Source organism: Streptomyces sp. NBC_01476, from assembly GCF_036227265.1.
Classification (GTDB): domain Bacteria; phylum Actinomycetota; class Actinomycetes; order Streptomycetales; family Streptomycetaceae; genus Actinacidiphila.
In genome coordinates this window covers 8,315,818-8,338,217 of sequence record NZ_CP109446.1, presented here as the reverse complement: position 1 = coordinate 8,338,217, position 22,400 = coordinate 8,315,818, and the positions used below count along the sequence as shown (strand labels likewise).

Annotated in this window: 21 protein-coding genes and 1 pseudogene; 8 read left to right on the top strand and 14 right to left on the bottom strand. The window is 73.4% G+C overall.

Features of this window, described 5'->3' with window-relative positions; genetic code table 11:
* Window positions 1–254 precede the first annotated feature (254 nt).
* From OG552_RS36150 to OG552_RS36125, 6 genes are all read right to left on the bottom strand, one after another.
* Window positions 255–1,172: an RNA polymerase sigma-70 factor gene (locus OG552_RS36150; RefSeq protein WP_329140422.1), complete on the bottom strand. Its 918-nt coding sequence runs from the start codon at window positions 1,170–1,172 to the stop codon at window positions 255–257.
* Complete coding sequence (locus OG552_RS36145; RefSeq protein ID WP_329140420.1) at window positions 1,169–2,095, bottom strand: NAD-dependent epimerase/dehydratase family protein; 927 nt, start codon at window positions 2,093–2,095, stop codon at window positions 1,169–1,171. The genes OG552_RS36150 and OG552_RS36145 overlap by 4 nt, the downstream gene beginning before the upstream one ends.
* A gap of 171 nt (window positions 2,096–2,266) precedes the next feature.
* Window positions 2,267–3,361 (bottom strand): hypothetical protein, encoded by a 1,095-nt coding sequence (locus OG552_RS36140; RefSeq protein WP_329140418.1) that lies wholly within the window; start codon window positions 3,359–3,361, stop codon window positions 2,267–2,269.
* Window positions 3,362–3,648: 287 nt separating this feature from the next.
* Window positions 3,649–4,206: a telomere-protecting terminal protein Tpg gene (tpg, locus tag OG552_RS36135; protein WP_329140416.1), complete on the bottom strand. Its 558-nt coding sequence runs from the start codon at window positions 4,204–4,206 to the stop codon at window positions 3,649–3,651.
* Between the two features lie 6 nt (window positions 4,207–4,212).
* Complete coding sequence (gene tap / locus OG552_RS36130) at window positions 4,213–6,450, bottom strand: telomere-associated protein Tap (protein ID WP_329140414.1); 2,238 nt, start codon at window positions 6,448–6,450, stop codon at window positions 4,213–4,215.
* A 313-nt stretch (window positions 6,451–6,763) separates the two neighbouring features.
* On the bottom strand, window positions 6,764–6,955 hold the full coding sequence (locus tag OG552_RS36125; protein ID WP_329140412.1) for a DUF1059 domain-containing protein: 192 nt from the start codon (window positions 6,953–6,955) through the stop codon (window positions 6,764–6,766).
* A gap of 411 nt (window positions 6,956–7,366) precedes the next feature.
* Between OG552_RS36125 and OG552_RS36120 the strand changes: the two are divergent.
* Together OG552_RS36120 and OG552_RS36115 are read left to right on the top strand one after the other, a co-directional pair.
* A pseudogene (locus OG552_RS36120) lies at window positions 7,367–7,555 on the top strand (kinase); the annotation flags it as partial.
* Window positions 7,556–7,714: 159 nt separating this feature from the next.
* Window positions 7,715–8,167 carry a hydrolase gene (locus OG552_RS36115; protein ID WP_329140410.1) on the top strand — a complete coding sequence of 151 codons (453 nt, stop codon included), beginning with the start codon at window positions 7,715–7,717 and terminating at the stop codon, window positions 8,165–8,167.
* A gap of 25 nt (window positions 8,168–8,192) precedes the next feature.
* On the opposite strand, the gene OG552_RS36110 is transcribed toward OG552_RS36115, so the two are convergent.
* Genes OG552_RS36110 through OG552_RS36100 form a run of 3 tightly spaced genes read right to left on the bottom strand, consistent with a single transcriptional unit; the run spans window position 8,193 to window position 12,730 of the window.
* Window positions 8,193–9,833 (bottom strand): mucoidy inhibitor MuiA family protein, encoded by a 1,641-nt coding sequence (locus tag OG552_RS36110; protein ID WP_329140407.1) that lies wholly within the window; start codon window positions 9,831–9,833, stop codon window positions 8,193–8,195.
* A 3-nt stretch (window positions 9,834–9,836) separates the two neighbouring features.
* Window positions 9,837–12,113, bottom strand: coding sequence for a DUF4139 domain-containing protein (locus tag OG552_RS36105; RefSeq protein WP_329140405.1), 2,277 nt, complete (start codon window positions 12,111–12,113; stop codon window positions 9,837–9,839).
* 50 nt (window positions 12,114–12,163) lie between these two features.
* A complete protein-coding gene (locus OG552_RS36100) occupies window positions 12,164–12,730 on the bottom strand; it encodes an AAA family ATPase (protein ID WP_329140403.1) in 567 nt (188 codons plus the stop codon).
* An 85-nt stretch (window positions 12,731–12,815) separates the two neighbouring features.
* On the opposite strand from OG552_RS36100, the gene OG552_RS36095 reads away from it, so the two are divergent.
* Window positions 12,816–13,676 carry a DUF4184 family protein gene (locus tag OG552_RS36095; protein ID WP_329140401.1) on the top strand — a complete coding sequence of 287 codons (861 nt, stop codon included), beginning with the start codon at window positions 12,816–12,818 and terminating at the stop codon, window positions 13,674–13,676.
* A gap of 64 nt (window positions 13,677–13,740) precedes the next feature.
* On the opposite strand, the gene OG552_RS36090 is transcribed toward OG552_RS36095, so the two are convergent.
* A complete protein-coding gene (locus tag OG552_RS36090; protein WP_329140399.1) occupies window positions 13,741–14,166 on the bottom strand; it encodes a PPOX class F420-dependent oxidoreductase in 426 nt (141 codons plus the stop codon).
* 300 nt (window positions 14,167–14,466) lie between these two features.
* Here OG552_RS36090 and OG552_RS36085 point away from each other — a divergent pair, with 300 nt between their 5' ends.
* From OG552_RS36085 to OG552_RS36065, 5 genes are all read left to right on the top strand, one after another.
* The gene (locus tag OG552_RS36085) at window positions 14,467–16,479 is read left to right on the top strand and encodes an aconitate hydratase (protein ID WP_329140397.1); all 2,013 of its coding nucleotides are present in this window, start codon (window positions 14,467–14,469) and stop codon (window positions 16,477–16,479) included.
* A gap of 221 nt (window positions 16,480–16,700) precedes the next feature.
* Window positions 16,701–17,435: an SDR family oxidoreductase gene (locus OG552_RS36080; protein WP_329140395.1), complete on the top strand. Its 735-nt coding sequence runs from the start codon at window positions 16,701–16,703 to the stop codon at window positions 17,433–17,435.
* Window positions 17,436–17,466: 31 nt separating this feature from the next.
* Window positions 17,467–18,375 carry an SDR family NAD(P)-dependent oxidoreductase gene (locus tag OG552_RS36075; RefSeq protein ID WP_329140393.1) on the top strand — a complete coding sequence of 303 codons (909 nt, stop codon included), beginning with the start codon at window positions 17,467–17,469 and terminating at the stop codon, window positions 18,373–18,375.
* Between the two features lie 49 nt (window positions 18,376–18,424).
* A complete protein-coding gene (locus OG552_RS36070; protein WP_329140391.1) occupies window positions 18,425–18,652 on the top strand; it encodes a tautomerase family protein in 228 nt (75 codons plus the stop codon).
* Between the two features lie 137 nt (window positions 18,653–18,789).
* Window positions 18,790–19,476, top strand: coding sequence for a TetR/AcrR family transcriptional regulator (locus OG552_RS36065; protein ID WP_329140389.1), 687 nt, complete (start codon window positions 18,790–18,792; stop codon window positions 19,474–19,476).
* A 62-nt stretch (window positions 19,477–19,538) separates the two neighbouring features.
* On the opposite strand, the gene OG552_RS36060 is transcribed toward OG552_RS36065, so the two are convergent.
* The 4 genes from OG552_RS36060 to OG552_RS36045 form a co-directional block, all read right to left on the bottom strand.
* The gene (locus tag OG552_RS36060) at window positions 19,539–19,763 is read right to left on the bottom strand and encodes a hypothetical protein (RefSeq protein WP_329140387.1); all 225 of its coding nucleotides are present in this window, start codon (window positions 19,761–19,763) and stop codon (window positions 19,539–19,541) included.
* Window positions 19,764–19,930: 167 nt separating this feature from the next.
* The gene (locus tag OG552_RS36055; protein WP_329140385.1) at window positions 19,931–20,452 is read right to left on the bottom strand and encodes an orotate phosphoribosyltransferase; all 522 of its coding nucleotides are present in this window, start codon (window positions 20,450–20,452) and stop codon (window positions 19,931–19,933) included.
* Window positions 20,453–20,508: 56 nt separating this feature from the next.
* Window positions 20,509–21,123: a DedA family protein gene (locus OG552_RS36050; RefSeq protein ID WP_329140383.1), complete on the bottom strand. Its 615-nt coding sequence runs from the start codon at window positions 21,121–21,123 to the stop codon at window positions 20,509–20,511.
* A 496-nt stretch (window positions 21,124–21,619) separates the two neighbouring features.
* Window positions 21,620–22,348, bottom strand: coding sequence for a TetR/AcrR family transcriptional regulator (locus tag OG552_RS36045; RefSeq protein WP_329140381.1), 729 nt, complete (start codon window positions 22,346–22,348; stop codon window positions 21,620–21,622).
* Window positions 22,349–22,400: the final 52 nt, after the last annotated feature.

Genomic DNA, 22,400 nt, shown 5'->3' with positions numbered 1-22,400 from the left:
CGGTGTGCTCTTCACCGAGGGGGACCTGCGTTCTGCCGGGCGCGTCCCGGCGGACGGCTCCTGCTCGGGCGGGGCCCGCTCCAGGACCCGGCCGCTGGACGCGATCCATCGCGCCGGCCCGGTCGCCGGCATCGGTGACGCGGGAGCGGTCCTCGGCGCCGGCGCCCGGAGCCCGGCGCCCGGAGCCCCGGGGAGGCCGCCGCGCCGGACGCGCTGACCGTGGCGTCCGGCGCGGACCGTCAGCTCGCGGACCGTCACCTCGCGGACCGCAGCAGCGATCCGACGTCGGCGAGCGGTCCGAGGTGGGCCAGCTTGTCGGGGTTGACGATCGAGTTGATGGCGGTGATCCGGCCGTCGGCGGCGTCGAGTGCCCAGACGCCGAGCAGGAGTTCCTGCCCGTCGAGAAAGAGCGCTCCCGGGCCGCCGTTGACCTCGGCGGGCCGCAGGGACACCCCTGGCAGGCGGGTGCTCCCGCGCACCCACTTGATCAGCGTGCGCGCGACGCGGTCGCGCCCGCGCAGCGTCCGTGCCAGCGCGGGCACCTTGCCGCCGCCGTCGCCGGTCAGTTCCACGTCGTGGGCGAGGAGAGCCTCGAGCCCGGCGAGATCGCCCTGTTCGGCGGCGGCGAAGAAACGCCGGGCCAGTTCGTCGTGCTGCTCGCGCGTCGTACGGAAGCGGGGCCGGCGTTCCTCGACGTGGCGCCTGGCCCGGGAGGCGAGCTGACGGACGTTGTCCTCGCTCTTGCCGACGATCGTGGCGATCTCCGGATACCCGTAGGAGAACACGTCGTGCAGCAGCAGGACGGCCCGCTGCTCGGGCGAGAGGCTCTCCAGGAGCACCAGCAGGGCCAGCGAGAGCGAATCGGCGGTCTCGGCGTACCGGGCCGGGTCGTCGCGGCCACCGGTGATGATCGGTTCGGGCAGCCATTCGCCGACGTACCGCTCCCGGCGTACGCGCGCGGAGCGCAGTTCGTTGATCGCCAGCCGGGTGGTCACGGTGGCGACGAACGCGCGCGGCGACGCGATCCGCTCGCCGGCGTCGAGCGCCTGATGAACCCGTAGCAGCGCTTCCTGCACCACGTCCTCGGCCTCGGAGACGCTGCCGAGCATCCGGTAGGCGATGGCGAAGGAGGCGGGCCGCAGCTCGTCGAGCAACTGCTCGTGGGGGGTCATGCCGCGAACCCTTCGCGCCAGCTCGGATGTGCCGGGCGCCAGGGGAGTTCGCGTTTCGCCTTCGCGTTGGAGGCGCCACGCAGCTCGGTCATCATCACGGCGCCTGCTTCACCGGCGAACAGCCGCCCCACGAGACGGGGCACACGTACCGGCTTCTTGGCGTCGAGGGTCCGCGCGAGCGCCGGCAACCACGCGGCGACGGGGGCCGGATCGTCGTCCACAATGTTGTAGACGCCGTACTTGCCGTCCTCGACCGCTGCCACCGTCGCCTCCGCGGCGTCGGCGATGTGGATGAACGACCACACTCCGCCGCCGTCACCGACCAGCGGGAACTTGCGCTTGCGGACCAGTTCGGTCTGCTCCCCGCCCGGCGCCATCGAGGTGCCCGGGCCGTAGAACGCGCCGTAGCGGAGCACGATGCCCTCGGTCCACCGTGCGCCGAGAACCGCCTGTTCAAGGTGGCGGATCGCGGCCACCGTTCCGCGCATCTCCTTGGCGGGCGCCGGGTCGAACGGGTCTTCCTCGCTCTTCACCGCCGAGCCGGTGCGCGCGTAGCAGGCGAAGTAGCTCTGCGCGACGAACCGGCGCACCCCCACGGCCTGCCCGGCCGAGAGCAGGTGGTCGGTGCCCTCCGTCCGCAGCCGGTTGGTCGGCGCGAAGGCCCGGTCGAAGTGCCGCGTGTCCAGTGCTCCGATGGCGGTCAGCTGATGGACGATCACGTCCGGCTTGGCCCGGCCCACGGCTTCCGCGGCCTGATCGGGGTCGAGCGCGTCCGCGATCGCCGGCACCGCTCCGAGTGCGTGGAGCATCTCCCGTTTCGACTCGCTCCGTGTCATCCCGTGGACCTCATGACCCGCCTCGACCAGTCGTGGCACCAGTTGCCGTCCCATCGCCCCCGTCGCCCCTGCGACAAACACTCTCATCGTCAACCCTTTCAGCGAGGACCGCCTCCACTCAACAAGACAGGACGACGGCCCCGGCTGTGACACCTCCCGGCACGCCGGCGCGGGCGGGCGGTCACGCGGTGGCGGCGCCGGCCGTCCGGAACCGCGGCGCCCCAGGCGGCGCCGGCCGACCGGAGCCGCGGCACGCAGCTACGTGGCGAGACGGAGGAGGAGAACGAGTACCGCCAGAGCCACCAGGGCCGCGCCGGCGATCTGCACGGTGCGCTGGCGTGAAGGCAGGGCCCGGACCTGGGGTGTGTCGTGGCCCGGGAAGACGTAGTAGACCCAGTGGGGCTGCTGGAGCACGGTCACCCGGGCCACTGTCAGATGGCGCAGGGTGGCCTGCCGGGAGATCTCGTTCGTGTGCTCCTTGAGGCGGGGGGACAGGTCAGGGAACAGGGCGGTGAGCTCGGACGGCGGGGACTCGTGGTGGGTCAGGGAGGTCTCGTGCCAGTCGCCGGTCCTGCGGGCGAGCCGTCGGGCGATGAGGGGTACCCCGGTGGCGTAGAGCCGGACCCTGTTCGCCCGGGGTTTGCGGGTGACTGTCCCTTCGGTCCAGGTCACGGTGCCGCCGGTGCCTTCGCACTGTTCGTGGGTGACGGTGCCGGAGCTCTCGCACGGGGGGCACGCGCGTGTGCCCGTACCGTCGCAGATGGTGCAGGGCACCCGTCCCTTGCCGCGGCATCCGGGGCAGGCGGTGTCGGCGGTGCCGCACGACCGGCACCTGACGCGGTCATCGGCTTTGTTGGTACCCGCTGCCGACGCCTTTCCCCGGCGGCGGCCGGTGCCCTGGCACCACAGGCACGCGTCGATGCCGTGACAGGACGGGCAGGCGGTGGATGCCTCGCAGTTCAGCCGGCCCCCGCCGGTGCAGCGTGGGCAGGTGACTCTCCCGTTGCCGCAGAGGCACAGGCGCTCTTCCACCGAGTCCTGCTGGACGAGCGTCGTGGTGGTCGCGCTGAACGGGTACGGGGGTGGGCCGAGCCGATGGGTCTTGAGGGTGTGGTACGTGGGCCGGCCGGTCAGGTCGGTGGGGCCGTGCCGCTGTTGCTGGGTTTCGGTGCGGGTTTCGATGAGGCGCTCGATGGTCCCTTCGAGCAAGGGGTGCCAGGTGATGTCCGCGATGGCGGGCGGGGGCGCTGTGTGCTCTGCGGTGTCGTTCGCGGTGTTCTTCGCGGCGTGGGTGCCGCGGGTGCTGAGGTGTCGCTGGACGGCTTCGCGTACGTGATTCTCTTCGAGCGGCACGGTCCGGCCCCCTGCCAGCGTCACCGGGGCTGCCGCGGCGGACGGCCGGGGCCCCGGGTCAATGCCAGCACGCTAGCGGGACGGGCGGGCTGACGGCTGCGGTTCACGAAATCCCCATGGATTCCGGTGCTTTGGGCCACCCGGCGTCCCCCAGACTCCCGGCCGGATGCAGGTGCCGACGGAGTCAGCCAGGGCATCGGTGAGGGCCTTCCGGGAAGGTCCCCGCCGGCGTCGCAAGCCAGGCCCTCAGTGGGCCGGGGCTTGTTGCTGCCGGGGGGGAAGGGGGTTCAGAAGTCGAGTTCCAGGTAGTCGATGTCGGTGAATTCGACTTCGAGGCCGTCGGCACGGCGGCCGCGGTCCTTGAAGTAGATCTCCTGGAGGCCCTCGGCTGCGATGCGCTGCAGTTGCTGTTCGGTCGCCCCCGCGGCCTGCGCGTCGAAGAGGCGGGCGGCGTACGCCGGGGGCAGGTGCTGGGTGATGCGTCGCATCCGGCCGTCGTCGGTCGAGCCAGGCGCCGCGGTGAAGCCGAAGCGTGCGCGGGTCTCGATGACGATGCCGCCCGAGGACGCCGCGCGCTTCTTCGCGCGGCCCCGGACCCGCGGCTGCCAGTCCTTGCGGACCTCCCGTTCCAGCCGGGCCGCGAGTTCGGCGCGTGGCCGCCGCAGCTGGCCCTTCAGGTAGCGCTCCACCGTGCGCTGGGTGACGCCGAGCCGCCCGGCCACCGCGCGGGTGGAGCCCTTCTCCGATTTGACCAGGAACCGCATCTGCGCCGGTGCGGACTTCGGGATGGGGCGGGTCGCGGTGTTCGCCGCCGCCTTGTCGAGGCTGTCCCCGATGATGCCCATCGGCTGCTACTCCCCGTCGTCCTCGGTCTGGTCGCCCTTGATGTGCCGGGCCGGGTTGTGCCCCTGCTCCAGCAGTTCCACCGCCCAGAAGAGCGGCTGTGTGCCTTCGTGCTTGACCATGCCGGGCGACACCCCGAGCCGGAACGCGCCCGCCGCCGCCTTCCCGTCCGGACCGTACGGCAGGACGTCCAGCGGGGACGGTCCCGCGGACGGGAACACCGCGCAGTCCGAGAGCACCGCGACCGGCAGCAGCGCGTCCTCGCCGAACACCAGGCTGCCTGAGGGCGCCGGCGCGGTCTGCGTCGCGAGTGCGGTCCTGATCAGCTTACGGTGCATGTTGACCCGGGCGGCGGAGATGACGGCGGCGCGGAAGTCCGGTCGCCAGGTGGGGCGTTCGAGCGCCGGCCAGCGTTCGCCGAACCGGTAGGCGGTGCCCTGCGGGCGTTCGCGGAGCTTGCCGATGCCGCCCTTGACCGTCGACTTGATCGCGGAGAGCACCGCCGCCATGCCGGGGTCGCTCTCCTTGTGGCCGGCCATCGCGGCCAGCAACTCCTGCGGCGAGAGCCCCGCGGTGACACCCAGGTCCGCCATCGTCGCCTTGTACGCCTCCGCCAGGTGCTTGTACCAGGGGTCCAGATACGGTCCTGCCCCGGTCCGCACGTACGCCTCGATGGGCGCGATCGTCACCGGCAGCCGGTAGGTGGTGACGAGCTCAGCCGCGTACGCGACGGTCGGGGTCGCGTACCAGGCGGGTCCCTCCGGCCGCCCGCCGTGCGGTGTGAACGGCGACGGCAGCCTCGGGTCCAGTTCGATCCCGGAGAGGTCCACCAGCCACGAGCCGGGCACCTGCTTGTCGAACGCCGGCGCCTTGACGTACTGCGGTGCCGACAGCCCGACCAGCAGGCGGTTGGCGGCGGCCAGGAAGGCGGTGTTGACGTCGATGCCGACCGCGTACGGCCAGGCGCACTCGCTGTCAGTGAGCTGGTCCGGGTCGCGGATCCAGTCGTACGCCTCCTCGTCGAGGATCTCGGCAGGGGTCCGCTGGTGGGTCCGGGAGAAGAGCGCCGCGGCCACCGGGTGCTCGTCCGGCACCTCCATGTAGGCCGCGTCGACCGGCTGGGTGAGCGACCCGGGCACCGGCCCGGACACCCACGTGCCGGCCGCCTCGTCCCGCACCGCCCGGGTGGGCGGCCGCAGCGCCGACATCAGTTCCAGGCCCGCCACCGCCGTCGATCCGCGGGGGGTGAGTACGCGGGCCGCGTACGCGGTCAGCACCCGGGCGAGTTCCGCGGGCGGCAACTGCCCGGCTTCCCCCCAGGAGCGGGTGTCCAGCGCGTCCCACGGCAGGACCGCGAGCTGTACGCAACTGCGCTGCCCGCCCTGCGCGGGCCGGTACACCCGCGCCCACGGGCCGAAGCCCCGCTTCGTCAGCTGCCACTTCGCCCGGGTGATCTGCTTGATCACCGGGTGGTCGTCCGGCAGCCGCATCGCCCGCCGGTCCGCCAGGCGCTCCGGCAGCCCCAGACGTACCGCGGCGGTCGCCGTCAGCACGATCAGCGGATCGGAGTCCTTCCCGGAGCGGTGCAGCCGGGGCGCGCCGAGCTTGGCCTCCGCCAGCGTCCACGCCACCAGTTCGGGCACCGTGGCCGCCGGGCAGTCCAGCACCAGGCCGCCGCCGCAGTACAGCGAGCCGTCGCCGTCCAGGACGCCCAACGGGCCGTGCGCGAACCGGGGGTCGGTGGCCGGCGCGGTCGCGGGCACGGGCTTTCCCGGGGGCTTCCTGGCGGCCGGCCGGGGCGGCGCCGGCGCGGGTACGCCGCTGGGGGCCGTACGGGCCGGGCCGGGCGGAGGCGCCGGGGTGGATGCGCTCACCGCGGTGGGGGCAGGCGGTGCGCCGGGAGCCGGATCGGCGGCGGGGGCGGCCGGCCGCGCCGCCGCTGGTGGGAGCGGGGCGGCGGGGGGCGCCGGGGGCGGCGGCTGGGCCTCGGAGGACTGCTGCGCCGGTGCGGGGTAGAGCTCCGCGAGCCGCGACAGCAGCCGTGCGTACGCCTCCCGCTGCGGGGGGCGGGGCTCGGTCTTCCCGTTCTCCCACGACACCACGGTCGCCCGCCGTACATCCAGCGCCTCGGCGACCACCTGCTGGCTCATCCCCGCCGCTTTCCGCAGCCGGACGCGCTCGGCGGGAACCGGAAGGGGCGCGTGGCCCGCGATCAGCGCGTCCACCGCCTCGAACAACCCGGACACGGAGGACCTCCAGCACGCCGACCACGGAACAGTTCCAGCGACCAGAACCTAGCCGAAACGAACTTCCGGCGCACATACCCCGCACATGTCGCGGCGGCCCCCTCTGCTCACCGCGCCGAGCCGCGCAGCGCCGCGCGGCGTGAGCGGCCGGCGCCGGGCGGGGCGGCCGGGAGGACCCGGGGCATCAGCGCGGGCCGCCGCCGGAGAGGGGCGGAACAGCCTCTCCGGGCAGGCCGAAGGCCGGTGGTCCGTGGCCACCGGCCTCCTTACAGGTCACATGGCCTCCGCGCCTCCGGCCCTGAAGGGCGCGAACTCACGCGTGCTGCGGAACGTCGTCCTTCAGCGATGCCCTGACCTGCTCACGCAGTTCCGGGGAGTCGGCGTGACCGTGTACGGACGCCGCGTGCTCGCTCGCCGCCCGGACCACTTCTTCCTCTTCGCCGGAGATGGCAAGCGTGCAGTTCATCTCGCTCGGGAAATCCCGGCAATCGGCTACTTTGCGCATCGCGATCGCCTCCTCACTTCCACTGTAGAGCCGCGGCCCCCGCGACCGGGACTCTCTCGTCCGGGGTACGGCTCCGGAGGTCACCGACCTCATCGCCGCGTCCGTGACCAGGGGATTGCTGCCCGAGATACCGCTGGACGCAGAAGACCCCGACTGGACGGGGGGGACCAGTCGGGGCGTTTGGGGGGTGTGGTCGCGAAGGGCGGTCGCCTCTCGGCGGGAGGCTCCACGAGGCTTCAGCCGAACGATCGTCCTCGTGGGCAATAGGTGGGGCCCGGGGACACTGTCCCCTCCGCAGCCACGCCTTGTTCAACAGGCGGCCGTCCCCGGATGTTCCCGGGCGCACGGGTCGCGCGGACGCGCTGCGATGGGGGCGCTCCCCGGGCGGGCGCGGGTAGCGTGGCGCGGATGATGGTGGGAACCGCGGAGACCCGGCTCGTCGTCCTGCGCGGGAACTCCGCCTCGGGGAAATCGACGGTCGCGGCCGAGATCAGGAACCGGTTCGGCCGTGGTCTGGCCTTGGTCGGCCAGGACAACCTCCGCCGGACCGTACTGCGCGAGCGCGACGTGGCGGGCGGGGCGAACACCGGCCTCATCGACACCGGTCTTGATCGCCTCCCCGCGGTGGACGCCTGACCGGCCGGCCCGGCTCTGCGGGGGGCTGATGCGGACGGCGATGGTGGCCGCCGATCTTCTGTCGGGGTTGTGGCTGTGCCGCGGGCGGTTGCCCGGTGCGGGGCGAGCCGGTGGGATGGGGGTGTGGAACCGCTGCTGCGCCGGCTTCCGGCTCGATTCTGGAACGTCCCGTACGCCGGTGGCCGCTTTCCGGGTTCGGCGGCGGTGGCGCGGGTGCCGGGGCTCACAGCGGGGGCCAATTGTCAGCTGTTCGCGTACGAAGTGCTCCGGCACTTCGGGCTGAGGCCGCCGGGCCTGCGCTCCCGCGAGTTGTGGGAGGACGGGGAAGCCACCGTCCGGGTCGCGGTGGCCCGGCCCCTCGACCTGGTGCTGTTCAACGCCACCGATGATGCCTACGGTGCCCACGTCGGCGTCTGGGCCGGCGGCGGCGAGGTGCTTCACCTCTGTGCGGAAGCCGGCCGCCCGGCTGTCTGGAGCCTGGCCGACTTCGCGGCACGGGAGCGCTACCGGGTCCTGGTCGGCGCCAAACGGGTGACCGGCCCGGCTCCCGGCGGGTGGGAGTCCGCCGGGCCGTGAAGGTGGGCTCCGGCCGGGGGCTGGGTCACAGGCCCGCGACCGCGCTCGATGCCGTGATCTCGTAGACGAGGGTGATCTCGCGCCTCTCCCCCGCCCCGAGACGCTGGACGTAGCGGACGATGCCGTCGGCGTCGATCGCGTCCGGGGGCGGCGCGCAGACGTCGGTGCGGGGGCGGATCTCGACCGCTGCGACCTCGGAGACCGGGATCCGCTCGCGGATCACCACCTCCTGCTCGGTGCCGTCGTCAGGGGTGTCGAGACGGGAGACGAAGAGGCGGACCTCACGGGTGATCACCGTGCGCTGGTTGATGCCGGCCAGGCCGGCGGTGTCACGGTTCTCCTCGACGTGGCGGACCACCCGGAAGGTGTCCTCGCTGCCGAAGGAGAGCCGGACCTCCTCACCCGCGCCGGCGAACGCCAGGGTGGCGCGGCCGGTGTAGCCGCTGCCGCGTACCAGGTCCACGGGACCGGCCAGGAGGACATGACCGGCGGCGTTGGGGAACCGGGCGGTGGTGACCACCAGGGGCGAGAGTTCCGGCGAGCAGGCGGCCTCGGTGCGGCAGGCGGAGGTGAAGGAGGAGAGGTGGACGCGGTGGGGCCGGCGGTCCGAGGGGACGGAGACGGGGTGGGGTGCGGTCAGCACGCGGACCGAGCCGCCGTCGTTCAGGCCGGGCAGCGGCCCGCCCCCGCCGCCGGCGTCGGCCGGTGAGTCGCCGCCGACGGTGGTGACGTCCTCCTCGCGGAGGTTCACCTCGACGGTGCGCCGTTCCTCGGTGGTGCGGTCCCGCAGCGTGAGGACGTCCTCGGTGAGTTCCGGCGGGACCGCGGCGAGGGTGGAGCGCGCGGTGGACAAGGAGAGCCGGACGCCGTTCCAGTCCTCGCCGGTGTCCTGCCAGACGAAGGCGTCCGTCTCCAGGGCCACCGTGGCACGGTCCGCGGCGAGGGTCGCACGGTAGGCGGGGCGCCACAGGGCGCAGGGCACGAGGTTCACCACACTCACCTGTGCGGGGCCCGCCTGCGCCGACTCCACGACGAGTTCCACGTACGCGGTGAGCTGCTGCGGCTCGCTCTCGGTCTCCTCCAGCGCCGCGCGGGCGGAGCGCAGTTCTTCGTCCACGTCGTGCTGGCGGCGCCGCAGCCGGTGCAGGGCCCCGATGCGCGTCTCGGCCTCCTGGTCGACGCGCTCCAGCCGGTCGGCCCAGCGCTCCGGATCGGCGGCGCCGGAGCCGGCGCCCTGCACGATGTCGCGGTGCAGATCGGCCTTGGCCTGACGGATGACCGCCAGGGCGCTCTCGCCGCGCTGCCGCAGGTGCCGGACCTCGCGGGCTTCCCGTTCGAGTGCGTCCACTTCGCGGCGCAGTTCCGGCGCGTCCGGGCCGGGCCGGCCGGGCGGCGCCGGCGTGTAGGCACGTACGACGCGGGCGTCCACCACGCGGGCCCCCGCGGAGCCGTCCGCGCGGGAGATCTCCGCACGCAGCGAACGGTCCACCGTCAGCGGAGTGACCGGGCCGATCCGTATCCGCTGTACGCCGTCGGTGAGTTCCACGGTGCCGGTGCGTTCCACCTGGGCGCGGTCCTCCAGACAGGTCACCGCGGTGACCGGCAGGAGGAGGGCGTCCCGCGCCGCGGGCGCTCCGGTGGCGGGCAGGGTGTCCTGGGGTGCCATGGTTCAGTTCCTCCGGTTCCCGCCGACGACCGATTTCCCTGCCGGGAGGCGGATTTCGAACCCTCCGCTGAGCGTCGTCGCCTGTCCGGGTGTCAGCTCCACCCGCCAGACGCGGACTCCGCGTACGTAGGCGCCGTCCTCCCCCGTGGGCGGCTCTTCGGGTTCCGCCCACGCGGGCTGGGCCTTGTGCACCTCGATCCGGACGTCCTTGTCGGTCGACACCGGTACGCGTTCGCGTACTTCGAGGACGACCGGATAGGGCAGGCGGTTGGCGGCCTCCACCTCCACCGTGTGTTCCAGGACCGTGGTGCCGCCCCGGAGACCGGCCGACGACTCGCGCATGTGGGTGCGCCGTGCCACCTGGACGCTTTCGGCCACCCCGACGCCGACCGCCTCCCGCTGCCCGGGCGCCAGGGTGGGCAGCGCCGCGGTGAGGACGAAGTCGCCGTCCACCATGACGTCGGCGGGGCCGGCCAGCAGCGCGTGCCCGGAGGTGTTCTCGACCAGGACGGTCGCGAAGACGGCGGTGTCCACCGACGGGACGCACACGTACACGGATTCGGTCCTGACCGGTACCTCGCTGACGGGGACGATGTGCCAGCGTCCGTCGGAGGCGACGTCGGCGGGGGCGGCGGTGTCGAAGCGGTAGTCGAACGAGCCCGCCGAGGTCCGTACGTCGACCGCGTGCGCGGGGCGTGGCAGGCGTCCCACGGCCTCGGCCCGGCGGCGGTACGCCGCGACGACCGGGTCGGCCGCGGCGCGGTCCTGGCGCAGCGTTCCGCGCCCGGCCGCCGCGTCGGGTCCGGTCATCGTCAAGCCGGCGTAGTCGAGCATGTCCGCGGTGGGGGCGGCCGACGATGTGGCCGGCGTGGTCACGGACCGCCCGGGGGGCTTGGACCGCGCGTCCGGCGCGGCGGCCGCCGGGTGCTGCGGGGCGCGGATCGCGCGGCGGGCGAGGTCCGGCGCGGGTGACGCCGGTGCCGCGGCCGCGGGCGGGCGAAGCGGCAGGACGGCGGGGTACGGGACGGGACCGCCGCCGGGCGCGGGCATCGCCGGGGACACGGCGTCCTCGGCGGCCCCGCCGTACCCTGCGGCCTCGGGCGGGGCCCCGCCGATGGGGTCCGCTGGGAAGGCGCTGCCGGCCGGTTCCGCTGCGACGGACCGCGGGCGCTGCGGCGGCGCGGCGGGACGGGCGGCGGTGGCGGTGTCGTAGCCGGTGAAGAGTTCGGCGAGCCCGGCAGGCGGCTCACGCCAGCTCTGCGCCCGCGCCTCTTCCTGGGCCCGGCCGATCCGTATCGAGCGCAGTTCGGGCAGGTCGGCGCGGCGCAGCAGGTCCGCGGTGGACAGGCCGAGGTGAACTCCCGTCCAGTCCTCACCGGTTCGCTGCGCGACGGAGGCGCGCAGGACGAGCGTCCCGGCGCCGCTGCTTCCGTCCAGGCGGAGTTGGTAGGTGGGGATCCAGGTGGCTCCGGGGACGTGGTACTCCACCTCGATCTCGACGGGGTCGCTGCCGGTGGTGGCTTCCGGGAGGCCGGGGTCGCCTGGCGGTGCGTCAACTCCCCGCGCGCCGGCGGCGTCAGACGTCTTTGTGGGTTCGGCCGTCTCAGCGGCGTCGGCCGTCTCAGCGGGTTCGGCCGCCTCCGTGATTTCAGGGGCCAGCGTCACCACCGCGTGCAGGGACAGCTGGGCCCGTTCGGTGTTCACGGCGGACGACGCCTCGTGGAGTCTGGCCCTGAGGACGTCCACCTCGTGGTCGGCCCGGTCCAGTTGGTCCTCGGTGATCCGCACCTGCTCGTGCAGTGTGCCGAGCCGGGTGTCGACGAAGCCGGCCAGGGCGAGAAAGGACTCCACCGGTGCCCAGCGGGGCGGGTCCCCCCGCCGTGGCTGCGGTGGTTCGGCCCGCAGCCCCGCGACCTCCTCGATCTCGCCCTCCAGGCGCTCACGGCGCTCCCGCAGCCTGGCCTGCTGGTCCTCGGCGTCCTCCAAGTCCAGCCGCAGCCCGGGCAGTTCGTCGCCCCGGCGCAGGGTCGCTCCCAGGTCGAGCCGAATGCCCGTCACCCGCAGCCCGCGCGGTCCGGTTACCACGTGGGCACGCAACGACTGTTCGTGGAGGGTGAGCGGCAGGCCACCGATCCGTACCGTGGCTTCCCCGTTGCCTGCCGGTACGGTCACGTGTGCGCGGCGCGTGCACACCGCTCCGGCCGCGTGCACCACGACCGACGTCAAGGCCGACTGCGCGCTCTGCGCCTTCGCCGTACCGCTGTTGGCTGTTTCGCCCACCATGTCTCCCCCAACCAGGCGCGATCCCCGACCCGGACGCGTTCCGTACCCTAGCCGAGTCCGCCTGGGCGGGGGCCCGTTGGGCGGTGGGCGGCGGCCCGGGGGGTGCGGAGCCACTTCTTGGCCGCCCGCGGAGTGGTGAGGCGGACGACCTCAAGGGGTGCGAATCGGGGGTCGGCGCAGCGGCCGGCGATGTCGGTCCTGCGGTGTGCGTGCTGGGACCAGGCCCACCGTGCGGGGTGGTCCGGGCTGAGCCAGCCGGCCGCCGTTTCGACGTTGCCGCCGAAGACCCGGCGCCGCAGCAGGGTGCGTACCGCTGAACGCCGCAGCACGCGCCGCATGACCACCGGGCGTGCGTAGTCGAGCCAGACGACGGTGTCGGCCTGCTCCCAGAGCAGGTCGCGGACCGCCGGGTAGCCGAAGGAGTCGAACACCCAGGAGGGACCGGAACTGATCCGTGCCACGTCCTCCAGCAGGCGCGGGTTTTCCTGCCAGCCCGGCCCTGTGAAGGCGAGGGCGTCCATCTCGTGGAAGGGGAGCGCGAACCGGCCGGCGAGCGCCCGGGCCAGGGTGGTCTTGCCGGCGCCGGTGATCCCGACGACCAGAACTCTTCTCATGCTCCGTCCTCCCCGCAGCCCGTCACCGGCCCCGGGAGGGGCCGGCCGGCTCGCGGAGCGGCGGGCTCCCGGGGATCATGACGGAATGCCGTTCACGTTCAGCCATCCCGCCGCCATCCTCCCTCTGCTCCGCGACGGGCGTGCCCGCGGGCCGCTGGTCGCCTCGGCGATGGTCGCCGGATCGCTGGCTCCCGACGTGCCGTTCTTCACCGACTCGCTGGTCCGCGGCACCTTCGGCTACGGCACGTTCACCCACAGCCTCTGGGGTCTGCCCACGGCGGACGTGGCCATCGCAGCCGTCCTCGTGGCCGGCTGGCACGGCCTGCTGCGTGAACCGCTCGTCGCTCTGCTGCCCGCCCGGTGGGCGGATGCCGCCGACACGCTGACCGCGCCCCGCGGTCGCGCCCCCGACGCCGCCGCGGTCGGCTGGTTCGTCCTGTCCGCGGCCGTCGGCGCGGCGACCCATGTGGGCTGGGACGCCTTCACGCACGGCGGCCGGGCGGGGGTGCGGCTGCTGCCGGTGCTGAACCGTTCGTACCGCGGGGAGCCGCTGTACGAGCTCCTGCAGTACGCGAGTTCGGCGGTCGGGCTCGGGGTGATCGCCTGGTATCTGGCGCGGGCACTGCGGGAGCTGCCTGCGGCGGACTCCCCTGCGGCGGGGCCCGCGGCGGACTCTGGGGCGTACTCCGGAGGTCCCGGCCGCCGGCTGCGGCTGTCGCCGCGTACCAGGAGCGCTGTGGTGGCGCTGGTCGGCTGCGCGGCGACGGCGGGGGCGGCGGAGCGGCTGTCCCGCTGGGGCCGGGGTCCGCTGCGTGACGCGCGCCTCCTCGACCTCGTGCCGACGGTGGCCTTCGGCGGCGGCACCGGGGCGGTGGTGGGTCTGGCGTTGTACGCGGCACTGACCCGGCTCCCGGTGGCGCGGCGGGCGGTACGGCGGGAGGGGTGAGCCCGGCAGAGCGCGCTGGGGCCGGCGCACTCTGGCCGCCGCCCTGGCCGCCGGGTCCGTGGGCTCAGCGGGAGGCCGGCGCCCAGGGGCCGACGCCGCCGATGCGTTCGACGGAGTAACGCACGATGTAGCCGGGGCCCTTCGGCGCCGGGAACTCGGTGTCAGGGGACATGTAGACCTTCGTCAGCCGGTTGAGCAGGTCCCAGGCGTCGTCGCTGGGCTGGACCTCGGCCCGCGCCCGCAGCACGGCGTACTCGTTCAGGAAGACCCCGGGCACACGCGGTGTGTCGAAGGACAGCACGACTCTCGGGTCCCGTTCGATGTTGCGCAGTTTCGTGTACCGGGACATGTGCCCGCTGACGAGGTCGTCGCCGTCGAGCCCGATCCAGACGACGGTGACCTGTGGGCTTCCGTCGGCGTTGATGGTGCTCAGATGTGCCATCGGGCCGGAGGCGATCAGGTCCCGCAGTTCCTGCGGCAGAGCGGTCATGGGGTGATCGTATCAACGGGCCGTAAAGACGTGATCACGTATCCGGCGTGCCCCGACGCGCCTTGCCTGCCAGGTGAGTTGGTGCCCGTGCGGGCGCGGAACCGCGAAGGGGCGGACAGCCGCGTGGCGAACCGTCCGGCCGGCGTCCGGGCCCGCGGAGGAGCGGGGGCGGGAAGATCACGGCTGCCGGTCCCGGGTGGGATGCGCGCGGCGCCGGCCCGGGAGCGGGCCGGCCGGGGGTGTCGGCCGCGTACACGCGGGTACCCGAGGGACGGTGTCCACTCGCCGCGGGAGGCGATCATGCCCGGAAACAGGCCGAGGACCGATGGAAGCGTCGCCCACCGGCTCATCGCGGAACATCTCGTCGAAGGCCGTATGGAGCCCGGCGAGGAGATCGGTCTGCGGGTCGACCAGACACTCACCCAGGACGCCACCGGCACCCTGGTGATGCAGGAACTGGAGGCCATCGGTCTCGACCGGGTACGCACCGAGGTCAGCGTGCAGTACGTGGATCACAACATCCTGCAGACCGATGAGCGCAACGCCGAGGACCACACCTTCCTGCGCTCGGCGGCCCGGCGCTTCGGCCTGTGGTATTCGAAGCCGGGCAACGGCGTGTCGCACCCGGTTCACATGCAGCACTTCGGCGTGCCCGGCAAAACCCTGGCCGGTTCGGACTCGCACACCTGTGCCGCGGGCTCGCTGGGGATCTTCGCGGTGGGCACCGGCGGTCTGGAGGTGGCGCTGGCCATGGCCGGCCGGCCGCTGCGGATCACCATGCCCGAGATCTGGGGCATCCGGCTGACCGGCGCACTGCCCGACTGGGTCAGCGCCAAGGACGTCATCCTGGAGCTGCTGCGCCGGCACGGCGTGAAGGGCGGCGTCAACCGGGTGCTGGAGTACCACGGTCCCGGCCTGGCCGCGCTGACCGCCATGGACCGGCACGTGATCGCGAACATGGGCGCCGAGCTGGGCGCGACCACCAGTGTCTTCCCCGCCGACGAAGCGGTACGGGACTTCCTGCGCAGTGAGGGCCGCGAGGGCGCGTTCCGGGCGGTCACCGCGGACGAGGACGTGCGGTACGACCTGGTGGAGGAGATCGACCTGTCCGGTCTGGAGCCGCTGATCGCCCGCCCGACGTCGCCGGGAAACGTCGTACCGGTCCGCGCCGCGGCCGGCGAACCCTGCGACCAGGCGGTCATCGGCTCGTCGGCCAATCCGGGCCTGCGGGACTTCGGCGTGGCGGCGGCCATGGCCAAGGGGCGGCAGACGGCGGCAGGCGTCAGTTTCGACATCAATCCGACCTCGCGGGAGACGCTCCAGGACCTCACGCGCTCCGGTGCCATGTTCGACCTGATCGCGGCGGGCGCCCGTATCCACCAGGCCGGCTGCCTGGGCTGCATCGGCATGGGCCAGGCACCCGCCGCCCACCGCAACTCGCTGCGGACCTTCCCGCGGAACTTCCCCGGCCGCTCGGGCACCGAGGACGACGCCGTCTGGCTGTGCTCGCCGGAGACCGCCACCGCCTCCGCGCTGACGGGTGTGATCACCGATCCCCGCGAGTGGGCAGGCCGCAACGGCTTCGACCACCCCGCGGTGGCTTCACTGCGCCGGGAGCCGGTGAACCGGGCGATGCTGGAGCCGCCGCTGCCGCCCGAGGACGCCGCGCGGGTCGCACTGGAGCGGGGCCCCGGTATCTCCGCGCTTCCGCGTCTCGATCCCCTCCCGGACACGCTGGACGCGCCGGTGCTGCTGAAGGCCGGGGACGACGTCTCCACCGACGAGATCTCGCCCGCGGGCGCCAGGGCGCTGCCCTACCGGTCGAACATCCCCGGGCTCGCCGCGTTCACCTTCACCCGGATCGACCCCGACTACCCCCGGCGGGCGGCGGAACAGCGGGACGCCGGACACGGTCAGGGACATGTCGTCGTCGGCGGGGAGAACTACGGCCAGGGCTCGTCCCGCGAACACGCCGCGCTCACCCCCCGGTTCCTGGGACTGCGCGCGGTGATCGCCAAGTCCTACGCCCGCATCCACTGGCAGAACCTCGCCAACTTCGGTGTGCTGGCGCTGGAGTTCGACGACCCCGCCGACTACGACCGCGTCCGGCAGGGCGACACGTTGCACTTCGAGGGGCTTCACGCGGCCCTCAGCGCCGAGGCGGAACCCGGGCTCAGTGTCCGCAACTCCACACGGGGCGAGAGGTACGCGGTCCACCACCACCTCCCCGCCAACCGCCGCGCCACCGTCCGCGCCGGCGGCGTCATCCCTGCCCTGGCCGCCACGGAATCCGGCACCCCGGCGCACACCTGAGGGTGGTCCGGGGCCGGTCAGGGAGGGGTGGCCCCGTTCACCGGCGGGGGCCGTGATCACGGCACCGGAGGGCTGCGGCCTTCTCGGCGGCGCTACGAGCGGCACGAGCAGGTCCTGAGCTGCGACGGAGCAGTTTCCCGCGACGGGTGTTAACGACGATACGATCCAGGTGTTATCGTGGCTAGCGAACGGAAACGTCGCTGCCAGTCGGAGGTTTTGTCATGAGCACCAGTCGTGTCGCGATCGTCACCGGAGGCTCCCGCGGAATCGGCGCGGAGGTCGCGCGCCGGCTGGGAGCCGACGGCTACAGCGTGGTCGTGGGCTATGCCGGGCGCCGGGAAGGGGCCCAGGAGGTGGTCGAGGCCATCGAGAAGAGCGGCGGCCGGGCGCTGGCCGCACAGGCCGATGTCGCCGACGAGAACACGGTCTCGGCCATGTTCGACCTGGCCGAGAGCGAGTTCGGCGGGGTCGATGTCGTCGTGCACGCGGCGGGCCGGATGGACCTGGCCCCGATCGCGGAGCTGGACCTGGACGTGCTGGACGCACAGCACCGCACGAACATCCGCGGCACCTTCGTCGTCGTCCAGCAGGCCGCCCGGCGGCTGCGCAGCGGCGGCTCGCTGATCACCTTCTCCACCTCGGTGGTCGGCCTGGCATTCCCGGGATATGCCGCCTACGCCGCGAGCAAGGGCGCCGTGGAGGCGATCACCCTGATCGTCGCCCGCGAACTGCGCGGCCGGAACATCAACGTCAACACCATCGCCCCGGGGCCGACCGCCACCGAGCTGTTCCTCGACGGCAAGGACGAGGAGACCATCGCCCGTCTCGCCTCCCAGCCGCCGCTCGAACGGCTCGGCACCCCCGCCGACATCGCCGGGGCCGCGGCCTTCCTCGCCTCCCCCGCGGGCCACTGGACAAACGGCCAGGTCATCCGGGTCAACGGCGGCATCATCTGACACCCCGACCACGACAGGAGAGTTGACCGTCATGGCCGACACCCACCCCCGGACCATCGTCGTCACCGGCGCCTCCAGCGGATTCGGGGCCCTGACCGTCCGCGCCCTGGCCCGGGCCGGACACACCGTCTACGCGGGCATGCGCCACACCGGCACGCGCAATGCCCAGGCCGCCGCCGACCTCGCGGCGTACGCCGATGAGCACCAGGTCGCCCTGCGCGCGGTCGAACTCGACGTCTCCTCGCAGGAGTCCGTCGACGCCGGCATCGCGCGGATCCTCACGGAGCAGGAACACTTGGACGTGGTCGTGCACAACGCCGGCCACATGGTCCTCGGCCCCGCCGAGGCCTTCACCCCGGAGCAGCTCGCCGCTGTCTACGACACCAACGTTCTCGGATCCCAGCGGGTGAACCGGGCCGTCCTGCCCGCCTTGCGGGAGCAGGGCCACGGCCTGGTCGTATGGGTCGGCTCCTCCAGCAGCCGCGGCGGCTGCCCGCCTTTCCTCGGCCCCTACTTCGCCGCCAAGGCCGCCATGGACGCCCTGGCCGTGAGCTACGCGGGCGAACTCATCAAGTTCGGCATCGACACCAGCATCGTCGTCCCCGGCGCCTTCACCTCGGGCACGAACCACTTCGCCCATGCCGGCACGCCCGCCGACACCGCGCGGGCCGCGGCCTATGACGTCCACTACAAGCAGTTGATGGAGGACGTCAATGGGCGGCTGGCGGCGCTGATCCCGCCGGACGCCGACGTGGCCGAGGTCGCCGCCGAGATCGTCCGCGTCGTCGGCCTGCCCAGCGGCCGGCGCCCCTTCCGTACCCATGTCGACCCGAGCCACGACGGCAGCGAGGTCGTCTCCGCCGTCGCCGACCGGATCCGGGTCGAGTTCTACCGCCGGGTCGGCCTGGAGGACCTGCTCACGCCGTACGCGGCCCTCTGACCCCGCCGGTCAGGTCCCGGTAGTTCCACCGTCACGAAGGAGCACAGCCATGCCGTTCGCCAACTTCAAGGTCCCCGCCGGGACCCTCACGCCCGAGCAGAAGAAGACCATCATCACCCGCACCACCGACCTGTACGCCGAGATCTACGGCGAGCGGGCCCGGCCCAACACCCTCGTCGTGGTCGAAGAAGTCACCGACGGCGGCTGGGGCATCGGCGGCGGCGTCCTCACCCTCGACGTCCTTCAGGGGACGGCGCCGGACGGCTCAGGACACTGACCGGACATACGGCGCCGGAGGAGCGGGCCGCCGCGGCCGGTCCTCCGGCGCCGCGCCGTACGCGGAGCCGGCGGGAACCCGGCCCGCGGACGTCCTCGCTCCCGGGAGAAGCGACCGCAGGTGTTATCGTCGCTAACATGGATACGAGGACGAGGATACTGGAGGCTGCCGCGGGCCTGCTGTCGCGTTCGGCGGACGCCGATGTGTCCACCCGTGCGGTCTGCGAGGCGGCGGGCGTCACCGCCCCGATCCTCTACCGGCAGTTCGGCGACAAAGAGGGCCTGCTCTCGGCGGTGGTCGACTACGGCTTCGAGCAGTACCTGGCCTCCAAGCGGGCGGCCGTCCCCTCGGACGATCCGGTACGGGACCTGCGCAGCGGCTGGGACAACCATGTGCGGTTCGCCGTGGAGAACCCGAACTACTACCGGCTGATGTACTCGCCGGGCCTGTCGGTGCCGCCGCAGGCCGCGGCCGAGGCGCACCGGCTGCTCGCCGAGACCGTCGAGCGGGTGGCCGGCGCCGGGCGGCTGCGGGTCGCTCCGCTGACGGCCACCCAGATGATCATGTCGGCCAACGCCGGGGTGGCGCTGTCACTGATCTCCCGCCCGGCTCTGTACCCGGACGCGGCCTTCTCGGACCGCGTCAGGGACGCGGTGGTGGACGCGGTGACGGTCGAGGCCGCCGTCCACATCCCCGAGCCGGCGGAGTTTTCCGCCACCGCCGCGCTGCTGGGGGCCCGGCTGCGGGAGAACCGGCCCAAGGTGCTGACGGACCCGGAGAACGCCCTGCTCCAGCAGTGGCTGGCGACGCTGGCCGATCAGTAGCGCGAGCACCGGATCAGCGCGCCGCCACTCCCCCGGCGGCGCATTCCGGACCGGTCAGCGGTTCAGGCGTCGCCGGGTGCGCCCCACACGTCGGGGCCGCCGCCGTGCCAGGAGAAGAGCTCGGGGTCGTCCAGGCGCACGCTGTCCGGGTCGAGACCCGCCCGGCGCAGGAACTCCAGCAGGTCGGCCGGACCGTGGGCAAGCCCGAGGATCTCGCTGTCCACCCGCACGCGACGGCCGCCCGACGAGGTCGGCGGCTCCACGGTCACCCGGCGGCTCGTATCCATGGGACCAGCCTGCGCAGGAGTTGATACCCGCGCATGTCGGCGGGATGTCGTCCTCGGGCCGCCGGCCGGGCGGGGCAGTCCCGCCGGGCCGCCGCCGTACTGTCCGGTGACGGTACCGCCGGCCGCCGGGCCCGGTGGTACCGGTCACCCGGGACGCCGCACCGCGCTCATCGGGCTGCGAGGTCGGCCGCCGTCAGCAGGGAGATGAGCCCGATGCCTTCGGCCGCGAGAGCTTCGGCGCCGCCCTGCTCACGGTCGATGACGCACACGGCGGTGTCGATCCGCGCGCCGAGGCCGCGCAGGTCCGCTGTCGACAGGACGATCTGGCCGCCGCTGGTGACGACGTCCTCGACCACCGCGACACGACGGCCTGTCACCTCGGCGCCCTCCGCGAGGCGGCAGGTCCCGTACGGCTTCGCCTGCTTGCGGACGAAGGCGCACGGCAGGCCGGTGTGGCGGCCCAGCGCGGTGACCACCGGGATACCGCCCATCTCAAGGCCCGCCAGCACCTCGGTGCCGGACGGCACCAGCGGAGCCATCGCGCCGGCGATCTCGTCGAGGAGCACCGGGTCGGCCTCGAAGCGGTACTTGTCGAAGTACTCGGTGGCCGTGATTCCGGAACGCAGGGTGAACCGGCCGGTGAGGTGGGAGACGGCGTGGATGCGGCGGGCGAGATCGGAAGAGGTCACGGGCGGTCAGTCTTCCAGACCGGTCAGGGCCGGTCCGGATGCCGCCGGTGGTGCGGTCAGCGCAGGCTGTGGCGGTGGTCGGCGCGGCGCTTGACCAGGATGAGGAGCAGGACCAGGACCGCGGCCCCGCCTGCCGCGAAGGCGCCCGTGGTGCCGGCCGTGCGTACCAGCCGCTCCGCCTCGGGCCCGAAGAAGTAGCCGACCAGGACGCTCCCGACGCCCCAGATGAGGGAGGCGGCGGCGCTGTAGGCGAGGAAACGGCGGTACGGCAGGCCCGATACGCCGGCTGCCAGCGGCATGAAGGAGCGCACGACCCCGATGAAGCGTCCGGTGAACACCGCCTCACCGCCGCGCCGCCGCAGCAGTTCCCGGGCCCGCCCGCCCCGGTCTCCTGGCTGGAGCCGGCCGAGCAGGCGCTGGGCGCTCGGCCTGCCACGGGTCCACCGGCCGACGGCGAAGCCGACGCTGTCGCCGATGATGCCGCCGGCCACCACCGCGGCGCTCAGTGCCACGGTGTCCAGCCGCCCCCGCCCGGCGAGCGCGCCGGCGAATATCACCAGCGTCTCGCCGGGCAGCAGCAGACCGACCAGCGCGCCGGTCTCCCCGGCGGTCAGCAGGAAGACCAGCAGGTAAGCCCATGTGCCGAGGGAGCCGACCGCGTGTTCCAGCACGGCGTCAGCCGACCCTGCGCGGCCGGGCGCCGTGCGGGCCCGCGCCCCGCGCACCGGGCCGGGCGTGACCCGTGCGGACGGTCCGCACGGTGGGCCGGCGCCGGGGTCGCCACGCCGGCGCGGCGGGACCGGCGCCGGGCCGGGCAGCGCGGACTGCCGCGGGCACTTCGCCCGCGTCGTCGCTCCGGGGTATCCGCACAGCGGACGCTTCCTTCCAGGCCGCGGAGGAGAACGGGACCACTCCCGGACTCGGGGTGCCGGGCACTGTCCACACCGATGGGTTGATCACGCCAGCCTCCTGAGCGACCGGGGGCATCTCCGGCTCTGGAGACGCTCGCCGTCTGGTCGCTCAGATCAAGTGGACACGCTACTCCACTTATTTCCGAAGGTGACCGGGATCACACCCGCCCGAACTGGGCATATGCGACCAATGGCCAGGTGAAACCGGAAATTAACCGGGGCCGCAGCTCCGATTCGGTACGGAGCCGGCTCCGGTTCAGCCGTCCGGGATCGGGCGGGCGGTGGGCGCGGACGGTGCGAGGTCCGGGCAGCCCACCCCCTTGGCCGTGACATTGCCCTTGAGCACCCTGTCCATCTGGGCCGGGGTCGGCGGCGCTGGCATCGGGCCCTGGGAGGCGGCCGGCCGGAACCCGTCGAGCAGGAAGGCCAGCAGCCGCCGCCAGGCGTGCGGCGCCGCGTCCCGGGTGGCGTGCACGACGCCCGCATTGGCCAGCAGCATCAACGGCAGGTCCTCGACCACCACATCATCACGGAGCACACCGGCCTGCTGCGCCCGGCCGATGATCCGGGCGACCGCGCGGTAGGCGCGTTCGCGCAGCTCAGCGGTACGGTCGGGCGAGGAGAGCGACATGGTGACCAGGTCGGTGAAGCCCCGGTCGCCGGCCTGCATGGCGCAGATCCGCTCGACGAAACCGGCGAACGACGCCCAGGGATCCGGCACCGCCAGGGCTTCCTCGGCGGCGACCGCGTAGGCGAGGAGTTTGGCCTCGAAGGCCGCCCCGACCAGTTCCTCCCGGGTGGGGAACCGCCGGTAGAGCGTCGCGATGCCCACGCCGGCGCGGGCGGCGATGTCGTCGAGGGGAACGCTCAGACCGCGCTCGGCGAAGACGCACTGGGCAGCCCTCAGCAGCCGCTCGCGGTTGCGCTCCGCGTCCACCCGCAGCGCACGCCCGGCCTTGCCGTTTCGCACCTCTGCCGCCGCCACGCCCTCCAGCATAGTGACCGGAGAAGCTCCTCCGGATATGCGCCGGCCACCG